This is a genomic window from Bacillus cereus group sp. BceL220, from assembly GCF_051776965.1.
GTDB lineage: Bacteria > Bacillota > Bacilli > Bacillales > Bacillaceae_G > Bacillus_A > Bacillus_A cereus.
In genome coordinates this window covers 276,734-298,570 of record NZ_JBPWBC010000007.1, presented here as the reverse complement: position 1 = coordinate 298,570, position 21,837 = coordinate 276,734, and the positions used below count along the sequence as shown (strand labels likewise).

Sequence of the window (21,837 nt, the reverse complement as noted above, 5' to 3'; positions counted from 1 at the left end):
CGTTCAAATAACGTAGAACGATTTGTATTTTTTCATCAGCTGTAAATTTAGCCATAGAAAAACTGCACCTCCAATTGTTAGACTGTGTCTAACAATTGGGGTGCAGTTCATAGTAGCTGATTTAGTTGCTATATAAATATGAGTTGTAATAATCATTACATATACGATGTCAGCGAGAGTAATGCATGTTTTGGAACCTAAGTAGTAGGTTAGTGACAGGTTTCTCAATAAGAATAACACCTCTATAAAAATAGTATTTAGTAATTAGAATAATTGTAATTTAAAAAATGAAATTTTTAAAGAATTTAATTTTTTGTCACTTTTTGAAAGGAATTTTCATGTATAATGAAGAATATATCGATATAGTATTATATTAATAATCATTGTAACAGTGAGTATGTACAATAGCTTGTAGCAAACGCCCAAGTGTAAGAAAGGGCGGATAAACCATTCTTTTCTTCATATACATATAGAAAATGAGAAAGAAAGTGAGGGTTGCATATGGCTGCTTGGGTAATTTGGTTTATAATAGCTGGTATTTTATTTATTGCAGAAATGTTGTCGATTACATTTTACATGCTTTGGCTTGGAATTGGAGCTGTTGTCGGAGGTCTTATTGCTTTGTTTGCTCCTGATGCACTACTGTTACAAGTTACTGTTGGCGCAATTGTAAGTTTAACTTTGACATTCTTTACGAAAAGAATTTCCAAAAACTTTCGAGAGGCAAAAGGTTTTACTGATACAGTAGATATGCTTGTTGGTAAAAAAGGGATTGTTATGCAAGCGATTACAAATGAAGCAAATGGTATTGTGAAGGTGGATGGAGATACTTGGACAGCTATTGCAGATTCTTCAATTGATGCTGGAGAAAAAGTCGTTGTTATAAAGAGGCATAGTACTATATTACAAGTAAAAAAGGAGAGTGAATAAATATGGTAGCATTAACGTTAACGATTATATTCGCACTAATTGTAGTTACATTTATCGCATTAACAATTAAAATTATTCCTCAGCAAAAAGTTGGGGTTGTTGAAAGATTTGGTAAGTTTCAACGTATAATGCACCCAGGATTAAATATTTTAATCCCAATTGTAGATCGTGTTCGTGTATATCACGACTTACGTATTCAACAAACGAATGTACCACCGCAAAAAGTAATTACGAAAGATAATGTTCAAGTAGAAATAGATACAATTATTTTCTATCAAATTGTTGAACCAGAACTTGCGACATATGGTATTTCAAACTATGAATATGGTGTTCGTAATATTACTTCAGCAACGATGCGTCAAATTATCGGTAAAATGGAACTGGATGAAACGTTATCTGGTCGTGAAAAAATTTCAACAGAAATCCGCTTAGCGCTTGATGAAGCAACAGAAAAATGGGGCGTACGTATTGAACGTGTCGAAGTTGTTGATATTAACCCGCCAAAAGATGTGCAAGCATCAATGGAAAAACAAATGAAGGCTGAGCGTAATAAACGTGCAATTATTTTAGAAGCTGAAGCAGCAAAACAAGATAAAGTTCTTCGTGCTGAAGGGGAAAAGCAAAGTAAAATCTTGATGGCTGAAGGGGATAAAGAAGCGCGTATTCGCGAAGCTGAAGGTATAAGAGAAGCAAAAGAATTAGAGGCACAAGGGGAAGCGCGAGCAATTGAAGAAATCGCAAAAGCAGAACAAAACCGTATTGAATTGCTTCGTGAAGCGAATTTGGATGAGCGCATACTTGCTTACAAATCATTCGAATCATTAGCTGAAGTTGCAAAAGGACCAGCAAATAAAGTCTTTATTCCGTCTAATGCAATTGAAACACTTGGTACTCTTGGGGCAATTGGAGAAATATTTAAAGAAAAACAAGCGAAGAAACTACCTTCAAATGATACAGGAAAAGAACAATAAAAGTGAGGAAGAGAAATGGGATACCATTTCTCTTTTTTTGTGCGTATATTCCGAAAAGCTTGTACATATCCATGTATAAAGAAGGTGATGCAGTGAAAAAGTATGCAACTCGAATACATGGGAAGAAATTAATTTCGTTACTCCTTTTATATGCGCTAATAGTAATTATAATAGCGTCGATTTTGACGTCACTTTTACATACAATGAAATCGAATTATGCAAATCAATGGTTTGGAAAAGTATCGATGCAAGGTTTTGTTCAAATGATAGAAAGTGAGAATCACTATTACGGATTTGATTATTTTAAGCAGAATAAAAGAGAGTCAGTTGGGAATTTAATGTTCTCTATTGCGACAGATTTGAAAATTAAAGATTTAAGAACATTCGTCGGTAAAGAAGTACCTGGTATGTCAAAGTATTATTCTAATATTATCGTAGCTGGGGAAGGGACAAACTTGACGAATATCCCAAATGAATCTAGTGTACCGATTGAAGAAGTAACGAAAGAACGGGAAGTAGCAAAAGATAAAGTTACAGAAGCGGAAAAGAATAATCCGGTTCAGAAAAAGAACGGAGCGAAAAAAGGTGAAAGTGCAGTATATATTTATCATACACATAGCTGGGAATCCTTCTTTCCATTATTACCAGGGGCAACTGATCCATCTAGCCCAGATGTAAATGTGTCCTTACTAGGAAAACGTATGAAGGAACAACTTGAGGGGCAAGGAATTCCAGTAATTCACGATAAAACGAATATGGGTGATTTATTAGCGAGTAAAAAGTGGGTATGGTATCAGTCATATAAAGCATCTCATGAATATGTAAAAGGAGCATTAGCACAAAATAATAAAATTGCGTTTCCGATTGATATACATCGTGATGATCAGCGTAAGAAAGTAACAACAAAAGTAATTAATGGAAAATCGTATGCAAGATTATATTTTATTATTGGGATGGAAAATGAAGGCCGTGCTGAAAATGAAAAAATTGCAAGAGCGATCAATAGTTATTTAGATGAAAACTATTATGGATTAAGTAGAGGGATTTTTCCGAAGTATAAAAAAGATGGAAATGGCGTTTATAACCAAGATCTATCGAAAAATGCGATGTTAATTGAAGTTGGTGGTGTTGATAATACGTTAGATGAATTATATAACACAATTGATGTGTTAACAGAAGCGTTTAGTAAATATTATTGGAATGATGCGGAAAAAGTGAATGGATGAGGGACGGGAGACCGTTCCTTTTTATTTTGAAATCTTAAAATGTGATATAATAGAATTTTGTGAATGTTAAATAAAGGGGGAGAGAGAAACATGCAAATACTACTAATACGCCACGGAGAATCAGAAGCTGATATCTTACATGTGCATGAAGGACGAGCTGATTTTGAGTTGACTGACAACGGGAGACGACAAGTACAAAGACTTGTACAGAAAGTGAAAAAAGATTTTGCACCAGATTTCATTTGGGCAAGCACATTAAAACGCGCTCGCGAAACGGGTGAAACATTAGCAGAAGCAATTGGTTGTCCAATTCAATTAGAAGAGGAATTAATGGAGTTTAATAATGGAATACAAGCTGGCTTATCATTTGAAGAAGCAAAGAAATATCCAGAGCCAAAATTTCTTCATGACCGTTTTGAAAACGGAGAGTCATTTATTGAGTTTCGAATGAGAATAGAAGGGATTTTTTCTAAAATTGTGACAGAGAATACATATGATCGAATTGCGATTGTTGCCCATGGAGGCGTAATTAATAGTCTATTACGTGCATTTTTCAATATGCCAATTTCAATGGACTACTATTTCAAAATGGGAGATACGGGAATAAGTTTAATTGAAATTGAGGGTGAACAAAAAACGGTGCATTTCATTAATGATACGAATCATTTGGACGGGATGTAAAGACTTATGTACAAAGTTGCATTTTTTGATGTTGACGGTACGCTTTTAAGCGAGATTGATAGAAGTATGCACGAAAGTACAAAAGAAGCGGTACAAAGATTAATAGATAAGGGGATTCACGTAGTTGTTACAACAGGGAGACCATATAGTTTATGCTCACAATTTAAGGGGCTAGGCATAAAAACGTATATTTCTGCAAATGGTGCACATATAAAATTTGGGGAAAAAGTTATACATAAATCAGTACTTTCAAGCGAAATCGTTCATGATATTTCAAATTTTGCTGAATTACATGGTCACAGTGTTTCTTACTTTACAGAAGAATTTGCAATGAATGATATTGCCTCCAAAGATGAACGTGTCATACGAGCGTTAAATGAAACTTTAAATTTAGAGCGGTATCCTGACAAAGTTAAAAACTTGTCAGATGAGATGTATTGCATATGTCTGTATGCTGATGAAGCAGAAGCTCAAAAATTCATTGAAAGATATCCAGCACTTACGTTTGACCGTTTTCATGGTTACGTTATGAATGTATTGGAAGATAGTAAAGTATCGAAGCTAACTGCAATTCAAAAAGTATTGGAACATTTAAATATTAGTAAATCAGAAGCCATTGCTTTTGGTGATGGTGGAAATGATATTGAGATGTTGCAGTATGTAGGATTAGGAGTTGCGATGGGAAATGGTGGAGAGGAGTTGAAGAGAAGGGCTGATTTCGTTACAACGAAGGCGAGTGAAGGTGGAATTTCTTATGCCTTAAAGAAGTTGCACATTATTTAAAACTGATAGCTAGTCAGTGTGAAAAATTCTGTTTTAATAATAGGATTTTTTTGTTCAACAATGTGCTTGCAATAAAAGGAAAAATATGAGTATAATGAGAAAGTGATTAGGTAAGCTAATTATTTAATGAGAAAGGAGAGTGAAGATGAATGGATTCAAGAAAAGATTCTCTTCCTTTAGGGATTGAGCCGTACGCAGAGTTAATCAAAAAGACAGCGTCAGCGGAAACGGATCCAATCGCAGCAAAACTTGGTTTGTTAATGTTATGGACGTCTGATAATGTTCTTGATGCGGTTGACGTAGATTTAGCTCCGCTTGGTATTTCAGAGAGTAAATTAGATTTTTTACTATTGTTTATTTTGCGTGAAATGGAAGCGAATGGGGAAGAGGTGAACATGAGTCCTTCGGATATTGCGAGTCGATTAGGGATTACACGTGCTTCTGTCACTGGCTTATTAGATTGGATGGAGAAACGAGAGTTAATCGTAAGATTCCACCATTCTGAAGATCGAAGAAGATTAAAGGTGAAAATTACTCCGAAAGGAAAAGAACTAGTTACACATTCTTTACCAACTTTTTGGTTATCTTGCGCTTCGTTAGTTGATGGCTTTAATCAAGAAGAGCGTCAAGTTTTAGAAAAGCTATTAAATAAAATGCAAACAACTATGCAGGTGAAATTAGGAGAAGGTAGGTAAATAAGTTGATTATGAAGATCAACTTATTTATTTGGACATATAATTAGCTTACCTTATTATATGCTTAACTAACTTTATGAGCGGTGATAATTTTTGCTATGTAATTAAAATAAATAAGAGTTAAAGGAATGCTATTTTAGTAATTTAGAGAGTTTAAACTAATAAAAACAAATCGTAATAAGGGAGAGAGTTTATGATGGAAATAGGAAAGGAAGTAAATAGTGAAAAGAATTATACAATAATGACAGCAGTATTATGTTGGTCGGGTATGGTAGTTATGTCTAGCCTATATGTAACAATACCTTTAATCTCTCTATTTTCAAACATTTTTAATACGTCATTAGCACAATCGGCAGCTACAGGAAGTATATTTTCTGTTGGCTTTGCTATAGGGTGTTTGTTATTTGGGGCAATTTCTGATAAATATGGACGAAAAAAAGTGATTTTTATTGGATTGCTTGCACTGTCGATTGTTTCTTTTTGCTTAGGGTTTGTAGATAGTTTATTTTGGCTTGTTATTTTTAGAGGTATACAAGGGATAGCAGCAGCTACATTTTCTCCAGTAGCGCTAGCCTACGTTGTAGAAATGTTCCCAGTAGAAAGAAGGGTTACAACAATAGGATTTGTTAGTACTGGTTTTTTAGTAGCTGGAATTGTAGGGCAGGTAATAAGTACTGCTGTTAGTCAGCATTTTGGATGGCATATGGTTTTCTTTCTTCTTAGCATTGTCTATATAAGTACTGCTATATGGGTTTATTATTCTCTTCCGAAAGAAGAGACGTCTCAATCCTATACTGATATTTTGGGGCCAATTAAACAGATGGGTAAAGTTTTTACAAATAAAAGCTTAGTATTAAGCTATATAATTGCATTTGTTTTATTAATGGCTTTTGTTAATATGTATACTGTTTTAGGGAATTATTTGAGCTCTCCTACTTACAATTTAACTGCAGAACAAATTCTTTATTTTCGCTTAGCGGGGCTATTTGGTATGTTGCTGTCACCGCTTGCAGGTCGTTTAACGAAGAGGTTTGAAGTAAGAAAAGTTCTTCAGGGAGGATTGTTGATCGCTATTTTTAGTCTAAGTTCAATGGGCTTTGTTTCGTATCTATCTCTACTTGTAATGATGAGTGTCTGTTTTGTAATAGGTATTGCTATATCCGTTCCGTCTTTAGTTTCTCTTGTAGGTCAATTAGGAGGGAAAGCGAGGGGAATAGCAGTATCTATTTATACTTTTATTTTATTTTTAGGTACTAGTATAGGACCTATTATTTCTATTTATCTAATGAAAATAGGAGGGTATGCTCAAACATTTATTTTATTAGGAATGCTACTTTTTATTGGTTTTGTAGCTTCTCTATTTATAATTAATGAATAAGTGGAAAATCACTCAAATAAAGGAATGCGAGGATCTTTCATATGCTCACATAATAAAAGATGAATTTGTCCACGATGATGATAAAAGTGTGCAACGATTTCAAGTAACCATTCAAAGCGCGAATAAGAAATACCCCAATAGGCAGTCATAACTTCTGCTAATTCTATTTGGGAGTAGGAAAGAAATGTTTTGGAGAGAAGGTTGTATCCTTCAATCATCGTTTGTTGCATTTGAGCAACTGTTACGGGCGTATGTTCTATATAAAAGGTATGTAATTCTTTTTCTGGAATACCATTTAAAATGAGCAAATCAGCATGACAAATAAGAGAAAGATGTGTACACATTTCAAATAATGATCGTTTTGAGTGAATCGGTTGTATTTTTAAATCGTTTTCACTATATTGGTTAAGCATATAAATAGAAGTATCAATAGCAACTTTTAGTTGATGTAATGCAGATTGAACAAACATTGTAATTCTCCTCGTCTCCGTATATAATAGTTTCTTGAGGATATTATATCATACTCAAAATTCCGAAAATTCTAGTAGTTTGACTAGCATAATGAAAAGTATTATATTGTAAAAGGTCATATGAAACGTGAAATAGAATGGAATGCAATTATTGAGTTAGGAGTTAGACCAATGAGTTTGAAATATGGAAGAGATACAATTGTAGAAATTGACTTAAATGCTGTAAAACATAATGTAAAAGAATTTAAAAAACATGTAAATGATGAAGAAATTAAGATGATGGCTGCTGTAAAAGCGAATGGGTATGGCCATGGGGCAGTTGAAGTTGCCAAAGCTGCAATTGAAGCTGGAATAAATCAACTTGCAGTTGCATTTGTAGATGAAGCAATAGAATTAAGAGAAGCAGGAATTACTGTGCCGATTTTAATTTTAGGATACACACCAGTAGCTGCTGTAGAAGATGTAATTCAATATGACGTTATGATGACTGTTTATAGAGTAGAAGATTTACATGGTATAAATGAAATTGCAAACCGTCTTCAAAAGAAAGTACAAATTCAAGTGAAAATTGATACAGGAATGAGTCGTATCGGTTTACAAGAAGAAGAAGTTAAACCATTTTTAGAAGAATTAAACCGTATGGAGTATATAGAAGTAGTAGGGATATTTACGCATTACTCTACGGCAGATGAAATCGATAAATCATATACGAATATGCAAACAAGTTTATTTGAAAAAGCTGTTAATACAGCGAAAGAATTAGGAATTCAAATACCATATATTCATAGTTCAAATAGTGCAGGATCAATGGAATTAAGTAACACATTTCAAAATATGGTGCGCGTTGGAATAGGAGTGTACGGTATGTATCCATCAAAAGAGGTGGATCATTCAGTCGTTTCTTTACAGCCTGCGTTGTCGTTAAAATCAAAAGTGGCTCATATTAAACATGCGAAGAAAAATCGTGGTGTAAGTTATGGGAATACGTATGTAACAACTGGTGAAGAATGGATTGCGACTGTACCAATTGGTTATGCTGATGGTTATAATCGTCAATTATCTAATAAAGGCTATGCGTTAATTAACGGGGTTCGAGTACCTGTAATTGGCCGTGTTTGTATGGATCAGTTAATGTTGGATGTTTCAAAAGCGATGCCAGTACAAGTAGGAGACGAAGTAGTATTCTACGGTAAACAAGGTGAAGAAAATATCACAGTAGAAGAAATAGCGGATATGTTAAGTACAATAAACTATGAAGTTACATGTATGCTAGATAGAAGAATTCCGCGTGTTTATAAAGAAAATGACGAAACAACTGCAGTTGTAAATATATTAAGAAAAAACTGAATCATTTAGATTCAGTTTTTTTATTTTTGGCAAGTGAAAAATGCTCTATTTGTACCGTACGATTGAATATTTTTAAAACCTACAGATTGTAATGCATGAGTAATTTCGTCTTTAGTGTAACATGTTTCTTTAAAAGAAAAGTCACTTCTTTTCCAAATATCATTTGTATCACGCGTAAATAATATGAAATTCATTTCTGCTTTTTTGTTTTTATTATCAAATGTAGAATCAATCGTACAAACATATTCTTTCTCTGAAATATGAAACGAAGCAATCCAGTTTTCAAGAAATCCTTTTTCCATATTCATATCAAATGCGAATATACCCTCGTTATGTAATACGGAGTAAACGTTGTGAAACACACTTTTTAGTTCATCTAAATTCATAATATGGTTTAAACTATCACCGGCAGAGATGACGTAGTGGAATTGCTCATTTATATTGAAATAGCGAGCGTCATCGACGAAAAAGGTTGCATCTGGCGCATTTTCACGTGCATATTCAATCATTTGAGTAGAACCATCTATACCAGTTACTACAAAATTGTTATCAAGTAGTTTCCTAGTAAGATGACCAGTCCCGCAACAAAGATCTAAAATATGAGAATGTGGTTGTGCATATTGTAAAACGAGTTTTTCAAAAGCTAGATAGGAGTGTTCGGCAAAATGTCCCCAATGTTTATTATAAATAGATGCGAAAATATCATAATCAGAATAAATAAGTTTTTTAGACATAAATATTCTCCGTGCTATTCATTAAATTATAATAGTCATGCTTCGTTTTAATTTTAAAACCACATTGTGTATATAGTTTTAAAGCATGGTTATTTTTCGTTTCGACGTCTAATTCAATTGTTGAAGTTCCTTCTGTAATAAGGGTATGTACCATATAACTAAGAATATCTTTTCCATATCCTTTACCTTGATAAGAAGGATGAACAGCGAATCCTGATAATGTAGTAGATTGTTCTTGCTCAGTAACTGTAATTGTTCCAATAGCTTTTTCGTTAATAAGAGCACTGTAAACTTTATGAGAAGGTGAAGTCATCATTTTTTGTAACCATGTAGCCGTATTGTCTACTGAATCACCAAAAGCTTTACTAGAAATCTCAATAAGGTCAAGCAGTGATTCTGAAGATGCAAGAGTAAGCTGTATATTATTATCTGTTGTTTTTTGAATTTCGTTTATTTTGAACTCCATACTATATTCACTATATAAATACGGTAACTTCATATGTTTTATAAATTCATTCCCAGAAATAGAATCCCCATTGATAATAAGAAGAGCTTCATCTGTCTCTCTATTTTGTATTTCTTTCATTGCAGTTTGTAAAAGGGTAGTTCCGAAACGTTGTTTTCTAAAATGAGGATGTACAAAGCCTATTAGTTCAAGCTTTGTTGGTCTTTCGAAATCATACATATTTAAAGTGCCAATTAATTGAGTACCGTTATAAAGAAGAAAATCGTTTATATGATCTTCATTTCGATTTTTTAAAAAGTTGATATGTAAATCTGAAGAGTAATCAAGATTGTCTTGTTGCCCGCAAATATAAGCCAAATCCTTCATTTGCTGTATTTCACTTTCTGTTACAGAACGCTTTTTCTGAATATCCATTGTATACTCCCTCTCATTTGTATTTAAAAATAGGATGGGTAACTTAACCATTCCTTTAATTCCACACTACCTTGCACAGATAACAGTCGGTATAAATAACGATATGGTTGTCTACATTCTACAAGATGAGGAATAGGCATAATTGTTTCGTAACCACTTTGAAAGGCATGTGCTTCTTTTTCAGTAAGTACATATTCTAGTCCGATAAAATCAAACTCTCGCGGGGCAACCGCGTAAGCTTCAGTATCTACTAAACCCGTAATAGTTGTACCGTCATATAAAAATTGGGTAGGGTCCATATCAAGTAAGACGAGTGTAGCTTCTTTTGGTACGGACAGGGAAGAAAGCTGTGATTCAAAGGTAGGAAATGCATCTTGTATGCTTTCATCATCGGAATAAAACATATTCACAAGCTCTTTACTCACGTTTAAAATATGTGATTGGAATTCATTTAGTGGAATTTTGAACGTGCCTGACGGATTTCCTATAAAATCGGCTTTAAACTTATGTATTTCTGCAAGTCCTTTTCCTAGGCTAAATAAAATAGAATCTGGTTGCTCGATAAAAGATTGAACTGTGTTACCTACTAACTTTTCGACCACCACAAATTCACGGCCATTTAAAACATGTTTTTCTAATATTGTTGGGATAGGAAGATTCGTATGTTCTTGCAGCAATGTATGTACAGTTTCTAAATGATGGACGTTCCTTGGATCAATTCCAAATAGATTTTTACATCCCCACCAAAAATCATTATTTGGTTCTTCATTCATTTTAGAGGTACGAACGATAACTTCTGTATCTTCTGTTTGAACGAGAAAAACATCACTTGCATGATCTTCATAACCTGGGTGCAAGGCCTGAACGGATAGAATAGGTGAATTGAATAGTTGTTGTAGCATGAAAAGACTCCTTTTTTCTGTAAATTCTATAAATTCATTATATAACAGATGATGTGTTATGAGGATAAAGATAAAAAGATTGAAAGCATACTTACATTTATAGTGAAAGCTCATTAAAAATATTATATTTCTCTATTTTTGTATGAATTGTCTAAAAATAATAGTGGTAATACTTGAATGTAAGACTCGTATCTTTAAATCTATGAAGAGTAAAAGTAAGCATTTATTTATAAGATTGTGAATCACAATAATGTAGACTATAGAAAATATTTCTCAATAATAAAATGAAGAGAAAAGCATGAAGAAGTAGAATGCATTCATTTATAATAGACTTAAATTAATTAATATAATTAATTGTTAATTTTGTTATATTAATTGGATAGGAGAGAATGTTATGGCAAATGTACTCGTAATAAATTTCCCTGGGGAAGGTCATATTAATCCGACTTTAGCTATTGTAAGTGAGTTAATTCAGCGAGGGGAAACAGTTGTTTCTTATTGTATTGAAGATTATAGAAAGAAGGTTGAAGCAACAGGTGCGGAATTCCGAGTGTTTGAGAATTTTCTCTCTCAAATTAATATTATGGAACGAGTAAATGAAGGTGGGAGCCCTTTGATGATGCTATCTCATATGATTGAAGCATCAGAGCGTATTGTTACTCAAATTGTAGAAGAAACAAAAGAGGAAAAATATGATTATTTAATATATGATAATCATTTTCCAGTAGGACGTATTATAGCGAATATTTTACAATTACCAAGCGTTTCATCTTGTACAACGTTTGCTGTTAATCAGTACATTAATTTTCATGATGGGCAAGAATCGAGACAAGTAGACGAAATAAATCCATTATATCAATCTTGTTTAGCGGGAATGGAAAGATGGAATAAGCACTATGGAATGAAATGTAATAGTATGTATGATATTATGAACCATCCTGGTGATATTACGATTGTATATACTTCAAAAGAATATCAGCCGCGTTCAGATTTATTTGATGAATCGTATAAATTTGTAGGTCCATCAATTGCTACTCGAAAAGAAGTGGGGAGTTTTCCTACCGAAGATTTAAAAAATGAAAAAGTGATTTTCATTTCTATGGGAACAGTTTTTAATGAACAACCTGCTTTGTATGAAAAATGTTTTGAAGCGTTTAAAGATGTAGATGCGACAGTCGTATTAGTCGTTGGTAAGAAGATAAATACAAGTCAATTTGAAAATATCCCGAAAAACTTTAAGTTGTATAATTATGTCCCGCAATTAGAAGTTTTACAGCATGCTGATGTATTCGTGACACATGGTGGTATGAATAGTTCGAGTGAAGCGTTATATTACGGTGTTCCATTAGTTGTAATTCCGGTAACAGGAGATCAGCCATTCGTTGCAAAACGATTGACTGAAGTAGGGGCAGGCATAACACTTAATCGTAACGAGTTAACTTCTGAATTGTTACGTGAGACTGTAAAGAAAGTAATGGATGATGTGACGTTTAAGGAAAATAGTCGTAAAGTGGGAGAGTCGCTTAGAAATGCTGGTGGATATCAAAGGGCAGTTGAGGAAATATTTGAATTAAAAATGAAGCCGTACGTAAAGATTAAATAGATGTTAGAAACACACTTACTTTTAATTTGTAAGTGTGTTTCTAGTATTACGTGTTACATAAAAATAGCGATAAAGGTGAAACTTTTTTGTATATAAATCGATACCTTTGAATTAGTAGTAAAATTACGTTAAAATAATACTAAGAAAATATATAAGTTTTGGGGGTAATGAATGAAGAAAGTATTTGAATACGTATTATTAACAATGGGCTCAATTATAGTAGCAGGTTCATTAGAGCTTATTTTAGCACCTAATGGATTAGTAGATGGCGGGGTAACGGCTATTGCTATTATGGCAAATAAAGTCGCAGGATTGCCGCTTTATGGTGTGTTCTTAGGAATTAATATCCCAATTTTATTATTTACTGCAAAAGTAATGGGAAAGAAATTTTTTATCCGTACATCTTATGCGAATGTAGTTACAACACTCGGATTAATTTATTTAAAACCATTTCCAGCAATTACGACTTCTGAGTTATTAATTGTACTTTATGGTGGAGTGCTGTTCGGAATTGGTGTTGGGATTGTTGTTAAAATGGGTGGAGCAATTGACGGTTCGGAAATGTTAGCAGTTTGGATGAATAAACACTTTAATGTACCGATTAGTACATTTTTACTTGCAGTAAATGCAGTTATTTTCATCTTTGTTGCCATTTTATTTTCAATCGAACAAGCGATGTTCTCATTAGCCATTTTCTATATTGTTACGAAAATGATTGATTTTATATTAGATGGTATAAATCAAGGTAAGAGCGTTATGATTATTTCTGGTAAGAATAAAGAAATAGGCGATTTACTTATGAAAGAATTGCAACTATCTGTTACGTATCTACATGGAGAAGGTGGTTTTTTAGGGGAGCATAAGAGAATCATTTATTGCATTACAAACCGATTCATTTATCCGAAAATGAAAGATCTCGTTCTCTCTGTAGATCCAACCGCTATAATTGAAGCTTCTTATTCAACAGAAACGACTGGTGTGAAACGTCCGGGAAGGAAAGCTAGGTCAGGTGAATAACTAGCAGAAGGCTGTCCAAAAAGTTATTTTGGAACAGCCTTCTTTTTTATTTTGTTGAATTGTTAGTATGTTACAAGTTAAACCCACTGTTAACAAGTTTCCTTGCAACTAGGGAACCAAGCGTTTTTCAATAATATAGCCAACGTTTCAATTTTATTTTCTGGAATGCTACCAAAACCGAGTAATACGTATGATTCCTTACGTAAATCATTCACGAAATCATATGGAGAAAGCGGGTATAATTTAACGCTTTGTTTTTTAGCGGATTCAATCAGTTCGTTTTCATTCATACTGTTATTTACACATAAAACAATATGAAGTCCAGACTGTTCGCCAAGAATTTGAACATTAGCCCCCATTTCTTTCATAATGGATTTTACTAACGTATGATGTTTTCTTTTATATAGTGTACGACTCCGGTTAAGATGACGTTCCCAATTCCCGCTTTGTATAAAGTTAGCAAAAGCAAGTTGTTGTATTGTAGCGACTGTTTGTTTAAAAATTCCATGCAGTTCTTGATATATTTTTAAAAGATGTGGTGGTAAAACAACATATCCCATTCGTAAAGAAGGTAAAAAAGATTTTGAGAAAGTCCCCATATAAATAACGCGTTCATTTGAATCAAGACTTTGCAAAGAAGGAATCGGCTTACCAGCGTAGCGAAACTCACCGTCATAGTCATCTTCAATAATGTATCCGCTGCAATCATTAGCCCACTTTAACAATTCTGTTCTTCTAGATAAAGGCATAATAATCCCGAGTGGAAATTGGTGTGATGGTGTAACGTATGCGACATTGGCATTTGTATTATATAAGCTAGAAATATCAATACCTTTTTCATCCAATGGTATGGGATGAATTTGTCTATCACAGCTTTTAATGATTGCGTGTATACGGTGAAATCCAGGGTTTTCAATGCCGTATTCTTTTGTAGGGCCAAGCAGTTGAAGTAGTAGCCAGAGAAGTGGCTGCGTTCCGGCACCGATCACAATTTGATCAGGTGAAGAATGTACACCGCGAGAATGATATAAATATGTTGATATATGCTCTCGAAGAGCGAATTCACCTTGAGGGTCTTCTTTGGCAAATAGTGCATTTTCGTATGTAAGAATGGATTCTTGTAATGCTCGTTTCCAATTTGTAATCGGAAATGTATTTTGATCAATAAGCCCTTGGCTACAATCATATTCGAATTTTTCGTCTATTAAATTGCTCGTCTTCATTGCTGCATTTCGTTTTTTGTTTGGGATAACGTCAATATCGAAATTTGCTACAAAAATACCACGTTTCGGTTTACTTTCTACATAACCTTCAGCTAATAATTGTTGATAAGCTGATTCAACAGTGATGCGGCTAATATTAAGTTGTGATGCTAAATTTCTGTGTGAGGGTAGACGTGTGCCAACAGAAATACTCCCTTGTATAATTTCAGCTTTTATATAGTCGTAAATTTGCAAGTAAATAGGTGTGTTACTTTGTAATTGCAATGGGATAGTAAAATCCATATAAAACTCTCCTTTAAAACTGGCCTTATAAAAAATACTTAAACTGTCACTTAAGTAAAGGGCAGTTACTTTCTATAATAATGATACAACATTTAGAAAATTAAATAAATAGTTAGAGGAGAGTTAAAAATGAATGTTAAAGAAGTAGTAACAGAAGAGCAATTATATGAAGTATTACCTGTTTTACAGCAATTAAGAACGAAACTTTCAAAAGAGGAAACAAGCTCTTTATTTCGAAATATGAAAGAAGAAAATTATAAACTATTTTCGCTGCGTAATGAGGAGGATGAAGTTGTTAGCCTTGCAGGTGTAGCGATTTGTACGAACTTTTATAATAAGAAGCACGTTTTCGTATATGACCTTGTAACGGCAGACGCACATCGTTCAAAAGGACATGGAAATGTATTACTTTCGTATATAGAGAACTGGGGAAAGGAAAACGGATGTGAATCTATCGTCCTCACATCAGCATTTGCAAGAATTGATGCGCATCGTTTTTATGAAAGAGAAGGGTATGATAAAGTGAGTTATTCTTTTCATAAAGAATTATAAAAAATAAGAAGAAGTTGTCCCGCAAAAGTTGGGAACAGCTTCTTCTTATTTTTTAAGTTATTATTAAACCGTAAATAGGTTGTAAGTTATGGTATATGTATTTGAAAAGGTTATATAGTGTATTTTGTCGAATTATTTTAATTTAATAAAGAGAATGATTGGAGCGCTTATACTTGAAGAAAATAAAGAAACTATCAATCCCTAATGATGCTAGAGTTATCGTCATATCTGATATTCATGGAGAATTAAATCTTTTAAAAGAAGCACTACATAAAGTTAACTTTAAAGATGAAGATTATTTAATTATTAATGGAGATCTTTGCGAGAAAGGACGAGATAGCGTAGGCGTAGTAAACTATGTTATGAATCTTGTAAAGAACAATTCAAAGGTTCACGTTGTTGAAGGAAATTGTGAAGTTTTAGTTGATGCTCTTCTAAATGAAAATCCTCGTCTTATTAATTATTTATGTACGAGAAAGCATTCGATTTTTAATGAATGGCTAGAGCAATTGGATTTTTCAGTTCATGAAGGCACTTCAATTCGTGAAGTGAGAGAAGCATTGCAAAGTGAATTTTCACAAGAAATACATTGGCTAACGGAGTTACCGACAGCGATTGAAACAGAAGATTATATTTTTGTGCATGCCGGGCTAGAAGATAGAGTAGATTGGAAAGAAACAGAGCGCAAAAATGCGATAGCAATGCCAGAGTTTTTTTATAAATCACATAAAGCAAATAAGTATGTAATAGTTGGTCATTGGCCTGTCGTGAACTATTCTGAAGAAGCACCGTCTAACAATCCAGTTATTGATGAGGAGAAAAAAATTATTGCAATAGATGGAGGAAATGCAATTAAAGAAGCAGGACAATTAAATGCATTTATCATTCAGAGGAAACAAACGGGCGATACGTTTTCTTATACATATGTAGACTATTTTCCAGGGTACGAAGTAATAGCGGATTTTAATGCGAATTCAGAAATGCAGGGCGGAGTGACATATCCGTATTATTACATAGAGCCTATCGAGAAGATGCAAGATTACACAATATGTAAGCAAAAGGAAACAAATAAATTACTCACTGTAAAAAATGAATACATGAAACAACTTGAGTCAGGTGAATATACAGTGAAAACTGATATTTCTTGTGCGCAAATAAGCGTTAGAAAAGGAGATATCGTTTCTCTCATTGATGGTAGTTGTTCAGGATATGATTTAATTAAAAAAGATGGTGTAGAGGGGTGGATAGAGAAAGGCATTTTGCTTGAGCTGAAATAGGAGGGATGTAACCTCCTATTTTTTATTGCCTATTTTGCGCCTTCGTACTTCAATTAACCTTTTAAATTAGTGGACTGTCTGCTGTCTTTAATAAGTAAATAAATCGTACTCGGTAGAATGATAAGCGTCATTCCTAAAAGAATTGCTAGTATGCCATAACCTCTATAGGGAGCAGAAACGCTAAAAGGAAGTATCGCTAAAAAAATCCCTGCTATCATCATTGAAATACTACTGATATTTGAAGCTCTTTTTTCGAGGTGCTTATCATTCCATTCTAATGAAACGGTTGATTTAGTCGTATCAATTTTGGAACTGAAATAACCTATTAATATAAATAAAAGCCCTAATGCTAAAAATATGAAATGATCAAGAGGAAGTGAAAAGCCAAGAGCGATGAGGGCAATGACAATATCGACAAAAAATAAGAATAGTAACATTGTGTTGCCGATCCAATGGAGAAATTTCTGGTTACTCGCTGCTTTAGATAAAGCTAAAAATACAAAGAATAAGAAGGAACATATAATTATATTTACGATTACAAAAGTGCTTTTATCCATTGTTGATGTAGGCGTTCCATTGAAGTCCCATTTCGTAACAATATTTGATGGTAAGAAGAAATATAGAATAATATTTGTCGTAATAATAGTGAGAAATAAAGCAATACTAAATTGATTATTCATTGAATCACCAGCTTTCTAAATCAATAATTGGTATCTTATAACAAAATTATACAATATAATATATGATATTAGTTTTGATTTTTCTGAAAAAATATTATAATTATATATGAAATAAAGGTGAATGCAGGAGGGAATTATGCAAAACGTTGTATTAAAGGGGAAGAAAGTTACAATTCGTACAATAGAAGAATCGGATATAGAAACATTATGGAATATCATATTTAAAGAAGAAAGCCCAGAATGGAAGAAATGGGATGCGCCATATTTCCCGTTCTCAATGCAAGAATACTCTTCCTATAAAGAGAAGATGCAAACTCGTTTGAAAGAAGAACCACTGTCAAATTTAATTATAGAAAATAACGGTCAAATCATTGGGACAGTCGGGTTTTATTGGGAATATAAACCGACGCGTTGGTTAGAGATGGGGCTTGTGATTTATGACCCAACATACTGGAATGGTGGATACGGTACAGAAACATTGACATTATATAGAGATTTGCTATTTGAAAAAATGGAGATTGGTAGAGTAGGAATCACGACTTGGTCTGGCAATGAACGAATGATGAAAGTAGCGGAGAAAATAGGAATGAGCTTAGAAGGTAGAATGCGAAAGTGTCGTTATTATAAAGGAACATACTATGATTCTATTCGAATGGGAATGATTCGTGAAGAATGGGAAGCACTATGTGTAACGAAGGGGTGAGAAAGACTGTACGCTATTATTGCTACATTTGATCGTGTATTTACTAATAAAATTACAGAACTGCAAAATGAATTAACGAATATAATGGGAACAAATCAATTAGCTGGAGTAGAACCTCATATCACGATTGCGGATTATAATGAGTTAGATGTTCATTTGTATACGGAGAAACTAGGGGAGTTTGTAGCTATTCAAGAAAATATGGACGCAGTAACTTTTCCTTCTGTTGGAATTTTTCCTACTAATGGAACGGTCTTTCTAGCACCGATTGTTACCGATGAATTGTTAAAACTTCATCATTCTTATCATGATTATTTTTAAAATTTTCATGACAATCCAAATTCATATTACGTACCGGGAAAATGGGTTCCGCATTGTACGATTGCAAATAGATTACATACAAAGCAGTTTTTAAGTGTAATGGAATATATTTATGAAAAATTTGATTTTGCAACAGCTTCAATTGAGAAATTAAAATTAATTAAGGTGAATTATAAAAATGGTTCTGCCATTTCTTCTAGTATATTAGCAGAATATAATTTAAAGAGAATGGAGACATCGAGATGACATATGTAATTAGAGAAATGAAGCAAGAAGACATTCACGCTGTACAATCAGTAGCAAAAATAGCTTGGCATGATACATATGAAGGCATTATTCCAAGAGAAATTCAAGACAGTTTTTTAGACGAGGCATATTCTGATGAAAAAATGAAATATCGTCTTAAAAATACACATTTATTCGTTGCGGAAGAAGAGGGAGAAGTAATAGGATTTGCTAACTTTTCACCTGTTAGACTACAAAATGAAGCGGAATTAGGTGCGATTTATTTGTTACCAGATCAGCAAGGAAAAGGGATCGGAAGTGCTTTATTACAAAGAGGGATTAAGGAATTAAATGGGATACGTAAATTGTACATACATGTAGAAGCAGCAAATAAAAAAGGAAAACGCTTTTATGAAGCGAAAGGTTTTGCTGAATTAGAGCAATTTGAAGAAGACTTTGAAGGACATATGATGCAGACAGTAAGGATGGTTTTATACGTATAAGGAGGACTAGCAATGAAAATTTTTGATTTTAGTGAAAAGTAGGAAAGCACATATCAGTATTTCAATCTAATTTCATAATGTCGAAAATAGTAAACCATCAAGGAAATGTACATATCGGTGCTATGCATTTACACGAGAATGGAATCATCGGTAATCATGAAGCAGTTGTATCTCAACTGCTTCTTATTGTGGACGGAGCAGGATATGTATGTGGGGCAAATAAAGAAAAGATAAAGGTAGAGGCGGGACAAGCTGTGTTTTGGGAGAAGGGAGAGCTCCATGAAACAAGTACAGAACAAGGATTAACGGCAATTGTTATGGAAGCGGAGAATCTTGAACAAGGGATAGTAATGCCTATTATTCAAGGGGAGTTGTAAAAAATGATAATTAAGGCGAATCAAGAAGATACCAATGAAATATTAAAATATGCGGCTCAATCGCTTTTTGAAGGGACGAGAGGGAATTGTCAATTAAGTACCGAGAAAGCGATTGAAATTACAAAGCCGATTGTAGAAAAAGGAGCATATTATTTAATCATTAAAGAAGAAAATAAAGTAATGGGATGGATATTAATAGGGGAAAATACAGACTATTTTTCTCGTGAAAAACTTGGATTTATATATGAATTGTACGTTTTCCCAGAATATCGCGGGAGAGGATTATCGCGAGAACTGATGGAAGCTGGTATTAAGGAATTAAAGGAGAAATATTCAGAAATTAGGTTGAATGTATTTGCTGGGAATTTTGCAAAAGAGATGTACGAAGAGTTTGGGTTTGTTGAAAGACAGGTAATTATGACTTTGAAGTGAGTATAATAGTCTGAATGAGGGAAGCGAAAGCATGAGAAAAGAAAATGAGTATGTATAAAAGCCGATTTTAAATCGGCTTTTAATTATCGATACATCGTCTATTCTTATATTTTCTATGTTATTGCCATATAGCCTACCTAAAAAGATTGCTCTTATTACTTTTGTTTTAATTATAGGAGCTATTTCATTGGGGGCGAATAAAGTGGTAGGACGAATACATAACAAATTTAAACAATAATAAAGTTTGAAAAAGGATAGGGATAATCCACTATTAATTAGGAAAAGAAACGGGATTATACGTTAGAGATGGTTATAGGATAGGTGATACTAATAAATTGAAGGATTAAGAGAGGGGCATATTAATATGCAATCATTTAAGGCCGGAAAATATATTACATATGTTGCAGTTGCGATACTTCTTATATTTGCTATGTTATTGCCATATAGCCTACTTAAAAAGATGGCTCTTATTATTTTTGTTTTAATTTTAGGAGCTATTTCCTTAGGGGCGAATAAAGTGGTAGGACGAATACATAACAAATTTAAACAATAATAAAGTTTGAAAAAGGATAGGGATAATCCACTATTAATTAGGAAAAGAAACGGGATTATACGTTAGAGATGGTTATAGGATAGGTGATACTAATAAATTGAAGGATTAAGAGAGGGGCATATTAATATGCAATCATTTAAGGCCGGAAAATATATTACATATGTTGCAATTGCTATATTACTTGTAGTCGCTATTATGTCTCCTTATGAATTACCTAAAAAGATTGGCTTTATTATAGGTGTTCTTATTTTAGGGGTATGTGCACTTGGTACTAATAAACTTTACGAACGGATATTCCTTATATGGAAGATATAACTGTAACTCAAAAAATGCACGATTTTAGTAGTATTGTAGGTTATGATGAGTATACAGCCAAGGTAGGTGCGGAATATAGTTCGCGCAAGTATGAATTGCTTTTAGAGAAAATTGATGTTCCGGATATTATTCCGTATTTCAGTGATCACGATATAACAATCCGCTTAGAATTGGGAGTAGGGACTTATGGGTATAAGCTTCACATGGGTCAAGAGAAAGGTTTTTATGCATCATACGAAGGTTTTGGAGGAGGTTTTTTCTTGAAACCTGAAAAAAAGGAGTAATCACACATGTTTAAACAAGGACGTATTTTGATGTATATTTTTACCGCGGTTTTATTTTTTTCTTCATTCTTTTTTCCGCAGCCAATGGAAAAAAGGTTTTTAACAGCTATTGCAGCATTGATTATTGGTGGAATAGGTATTGGAATTTCCTATCTATTAGAAATTTTGAGTAACAAGTCGAATATATCTAAAAAGAACGGAGAATGACGATGGAGCTTTTCCCGATTGGTTCAGTTGTGAAGCTAAAAGATCTAAACCAACCTGTTATGATTATTGGAAGAATGGTCATTTCAGCAGATAAACTTGATTTTGATTACGTAGGGGTTCTTTATCCGGTTGGTTATTTAGGCGATGAAAAAGTGTTATGCTTTAATCATGATAAGATTGTAGAGGAAATACATAGAGGGTATTTGAATGAGAGTGAATTAATTTTACGTGAGAGATTAGTGGAATTGTAAAAATATTGAAAAATACATATTGATTTTAAAAATAC

The 21,837-nt window shown here is 33.4% G+C and carries 26 protein-coding genes and 3 pseudogenes; 22 read left to right on the top strand and 7 right to left on the bottom strand.

All coding sequences use genetic code 11. The annotated features are described in order from the left end of the window. Positions 1-108: 108 nt before the first annotated feature. Positions 109-228: pseudogene (locus tag ACS2FK_RS20120) on the bottom strand (MFS transporter); the annotation flags it as partial. A 273-nt stretch (positions 229-501) separates the two neighbouring features. On the opposite strand from ACS2FK_RS20120, the gene ACS2FK_RS20115 reads away from it, so the two are divergent. The 7 genes from ACS2FK_RS20115 to ACS2FK_RS20085 all read left to right on the top strand — a co-directional run bounded on the left by ACS2FK_RS20115 (position 502) and on the right by ACS2FK_RS20085 (position 6,664). Then, positions 502-930, top strand: coding sequence for an NfeD family protein (locus ACS2FK_RS20115; RefSeq protein WP_000741974.1), 429 nt, complete (start codon positions 502-504; stop codon positions 928-930). Between the two features lie 2 nt (positions 931-932). Further along, complete coding sequence (locus ACS2FK_RS20110) at positions 933-1,901, top strand: SPFH domain-containing protein (protein ID WP_000226254.1); 969 nt, start codon at positions 933-935, stop codon at positions 1,899-1,901. 20 nt (positions 1,902-1,921) lie between these two features. After that, positions 1,922-3,127, top strand: a complete 1,206-nt coding sequence (spoIIP, locus tag ACS2FK_RS20105; RefSeq protein WP_307838012.1) for a stage II sporulation protein P — start codon at positions 1,922-1,924, stop codon at positions 3,125-3,127. Positions 3,128-3,217: 90 nt separating this feature from the next. After that, positions 3,218-3,808, top strand: coding sequence for a histidine phosphatase family protein (locus tag ACS2FK_RS20100; RefSeq protein ID WP_063547109.1), 591 nt, complete (start codon positions 3,218-3,220; stop codon positions 3,806-3,808). 6 nt (positions 3,809-3,814) lie between these two features. After that, a complete protein-coding gene (locus ACS2FK_RS20095) occupies positions 3,815-4,591 on the top strand; it encodes a Cof-type HAD-IIB family hydrolase (RefSeq protein ID WP_000278721.1) in 777 nt (258 codons plus the stop codon). A gap of 149 nt (positions 4,592-4,740) precedes the next feature. Continuing rightward, a complete protein-coding gene (locus ACS2FK_RS20090) occupies positions 4,741-5,286 on the top strand; it encodes a MarR family winged helix-turn-helix transcriptional regulator (RefSeq protein ID WP_000378333.1) in 546 nt (181 codons plus the stop codon). A 196-nt stretch (positions 5,287-5,482) separates the two neighbouring features. After that, complete coding sequence (locus ACS2FK_RS20085; protein WP_063549288.1) at positions 5,483-6,664, top strand: MFS transporter; 1,182 nt, start codon at positions 5,483-5,485, stop codon at positions 6,662-6,664. An 8-nt stretch (positions 6,665-6,672) separates the two neighbouring features. Here ACS2FK_RS20085 and ACS2FK_RS20080 read toward each other — a convergent pair whose 3' ends face one another. Further along, positions 6,673-7,134, bottom strand: a complete 462-nt coding sequence (locus ACS2FK_RS20080; protein ID WP_000498006.1) for a DinB family protein — start codon at positions 7,132-7,134, stop codon at positions 6,673-6,675. Positions 7,135-7,305: 171 nt separating this feature from the next. On the opposite strand from ACS2FK_RS20080, the gene alr reads away from it, so the two are divergent. Then, entirely contained in the window at positions 7,306-8,481 is a 1,176-nt protein-coding gene (gene alr, locus ACS2FK_RS20075) for an alanine racemase (protein WP_002093966.1), read from the top strand. Between the two features lie 20 nt (positions 8,482-8,501). Here the strand turns inward: alr and ACS2FK_RS20070 are convergent, their stop codons facing one another. The 3 genes from ACS2FK_RS20070 to ACS2FK_RS20060 are packed head-to-tail and all read right to left on the bottom strand — an operon-like array spanning position 8,502 to position 10,997. Then, a complete protein-coding gene (locus tag ACS2FK_RS20070) occupies positions 8,502-9,215 on the bottom strand; it encodes a class I SAM-dependent methyltransferase (RefSeq protein WP_063547110.1) in 714 nt (237 codons plus the stop codon). Beyond that, on the bottom strand, positions 9,208-10,095 hold the full coding sequence (locus ACS2FK_RS20065; protein ID WP_023521759.1) for a GNAT family N-acetyltransferase: 888 nt from the start codon (positions 10,093-10,095) through the stop codon (positions 9,208-9,210). The genes ACS2FK_RS20070 and ACS2FK_RS20065 overlap by 8 nt, the downstream gene beginning before the upstream one ends. Before the next feature lie 23 nt (positions 10,096-10,118). After that, the gene (locus tag ACS2FK_RS20060; RefSeq protein WP_063547111.1) at positions 10,119-10,997 is read right to left on the bottom strand and encodes a hypothetical protein; all 879 of its coding nucleotides are present in this window, start codon (positions 10,995-10,997) and stop codon (positions 10,119-10,121) included. 394 nt (positions 10,998-11,391) lie between these two features. Between ACS2FK_RS20060 and ACS2FK_RS20055 the strand changes: the two genes are divergently transcribed. Further along, positions 11,392-12,600: a macrolide family glycosyltransferase gene (locus ACS2FK_RS20055; RefSeq protein WP_023521761.1), complete on the top strand. Its 1,209-nt coding sequence runs from the start codon at positions 11,392-11,394 to the stop codon at positions 12,598-12,600. A 171-nt stretch (positions 12,601-12,771) separates the two neighbouring features. Then, positions 12,772-13,617, top strand: a complete 846-nt coding sequence (locus tag ACS2FK_RS20050) for a YitT family protein (RefSeq protein ID WP_023521762.1) — start codon at positions 12,772-12,774, stop codon at positions 13,615-13,617. 89 nt (positions 13,618-13,706) lie between these two features. Here the strand turns inward: ACS2FK_RS20050 and ACS2FK_RS20045 are convergent, their stop codons facing one another. Beyond that, on the bottom strand, positions 13,707-15,122 hold the full coding sequence (locus tag ACS2FK_RS20045; protein ID WP_023521763.1) for a PLP-dependent aminotransferase family protein: 1,416 nt from the start codon (positions 15,120-15,122) through the stop codon (positions 13,707-13,709). 129 nt (positions 15,123-15,251) lie between these two features. Here ACS2FK_RS20045 and ACS2FK_RS20040 point away from each other — a divergent pair, with 129 nt between their 5' ends. Together ACS2FK_RS20040 and ACS2FK_RS20035 are read left to right on the top strand one after the other, a co-directional pair. Then, positions 15,252-15,674 carry a GNAT family N-acetyltransferase gene (locus ACS2FK_RS20040; protein WP_023521764.1) on the top strand — a complete coding sequence of 141 codons (423 nt, stop codon included), beginning with the start codon at positions 15,252-15,254 and terminating at the stop codon, positions 15,672-15,674. 173 nt (positions 15,675-15,847) lie between these two features. Further along, positions 15,848-16,951: a metallophosphoesterase gene (locus tag ACS2FK_RS20035; RefSeq protein ID WP_063547112.1), complete on the top strand. Its 1,104-nt coding sequence runs from the start codon at positions 15,848-15,850 to the stop codon at positions 16,949-16,951. A 53-nt stretch (positions 16,952-17,004) separates the two neighbouring features. Here ACS2FK_RS20035 and ACS2FK_RS20030 read toward each other — a convergent pair whose 3' ends face one another. After that, the gene (locus tag ACS2FK_RS20030; RefSeq protein WP_053564673.1) at positions 17,005-17,631 is read right to left on the bottom strand and encodes a DUF1648 domain-containing protein; all 627 of its coding nucleotides are present in this window, start codon (positions 17,629-17,631) and stop codon (positions 17,005-17,007) included. 136 nt (positions 17,632-17,767) lie between these two features. On the opposite strand from ACS2FK_RS20030, the gene ACS2FK_RS20025 reads away from it, so the two are divergent. From ACS2FK_RS20025 to ACS2FK_RS19980, 10 genes and pseudogenes are all read left to right on the top strand, one after another. Next, positions 17,768-18,334, top strand: coding sequence for a GNAT family N-acetyltransferase (locus tag ACS2FK_RS20025; protein WP_001181849.1), 567 nt, complete (start codon positions 17,768-17,770; stop codon positions 18,332-18,334). 6 nt (positions 18,335-18,340) lie between these two features. After that, positions 18,341-18,901: pseudogene (locus ACS2FK_RS20020) on the top strand (2'-5' RNA ligase family protein). Beyond that, positions 18,898-19,383, top strand: a complete 486-nt coding sequence (locus tag ACS2FK_RS20015; RefSeq protein WP_063547113.1) for a GNAT family N-acetyltransferase — start codon at positions 18,898-18,900, stop codon at positions 19,381-19,383. Before ACS2FK_RS20020 ends, ACS2FK_RS20015 begins: the two are co-directional and overlap by 4 nt. A gap of 12 nt (positions 19,384-19,395) precedes the next feature. Next, positions 19,396-19,760: pseudogene (locus tag ACS2FK_RS20010) on the top strand (cupin). Between the two features lie 3 nt (positions 19,761-19,763). Further along, entirely contained in the window at positions 19,764-20,192 is a 429-nt protein-coding gene (locus tag ACS2FK_RS20005) for a GNAT family N-acetyltransferase (protein ID WP_000584237.1), read from the top strand. A gap of 364 nt (positions 20,193-20,556) precedes the next feature. After that, positions 20,557-20,745 (top strand): hypothetical protein, encoded by a 189-nt coding sequence (locus ACS2FK_RS20000; protein WP_001190441.1) that lies wholly within the window; start codon positions 20,557-20,559, stop codon positions 20,743-20,745. A gap of 126 nt (positions 20,746-20,871) precedes the next feature. Further along, positions 20,872-21,060 (top strand): hypothetical protein, encoded by a 189-nt coding sequence (locus tag ACS2FK_RS19995; protein ID WP_003270359.1) that lies wholly within the window; start codon positions 20,872-20,874, stop codon positions 21,058-21,060. Then, positions 21,048-21,344 carry a hypothetical protein gene (locus tag ACS2FK_RS19990; protein ID WP_002093967.1) on the top strand — a complete coding sequence of 99 codons (297 nt, stop codon included), beginning with the start codon at positions 21,048-21,050 and terminating at the stop codon, positions 21,342-21,344. Before ACS2FK_RS19995 ends, ACS2FK_RS19990 begins: the two co-directional genes overlap by 13 nt. Before the next feature lie 6 nt (positions 21,345-21,350). Then, complete coding sequence (locus tag ACS2FK_RS19985; RefSeq protein ID WP_000476183.1) at positions 21,351-21,551, top strand: hypothetical protein; 201 nt, start codon at positions 21,351-21,353, stop codon at positions 21,549-21,551. A 2-nt stretch (positions 21,552-21,553) separates the two neighbouring features. Next, positions 21,554-21,802 (top strand): DUF4176 domain-containing protein, encoded by a 249-nt coding sequence (locus ACS2FK_RS19980; protein WP_000418713.1) that lies wholly within the window; start codon positions 21,554-21,556, stop codon positions 21,800-21,802. The last annotated feature ends 35 nt before the right edge of the window (positions 21,803-21,837 follow it).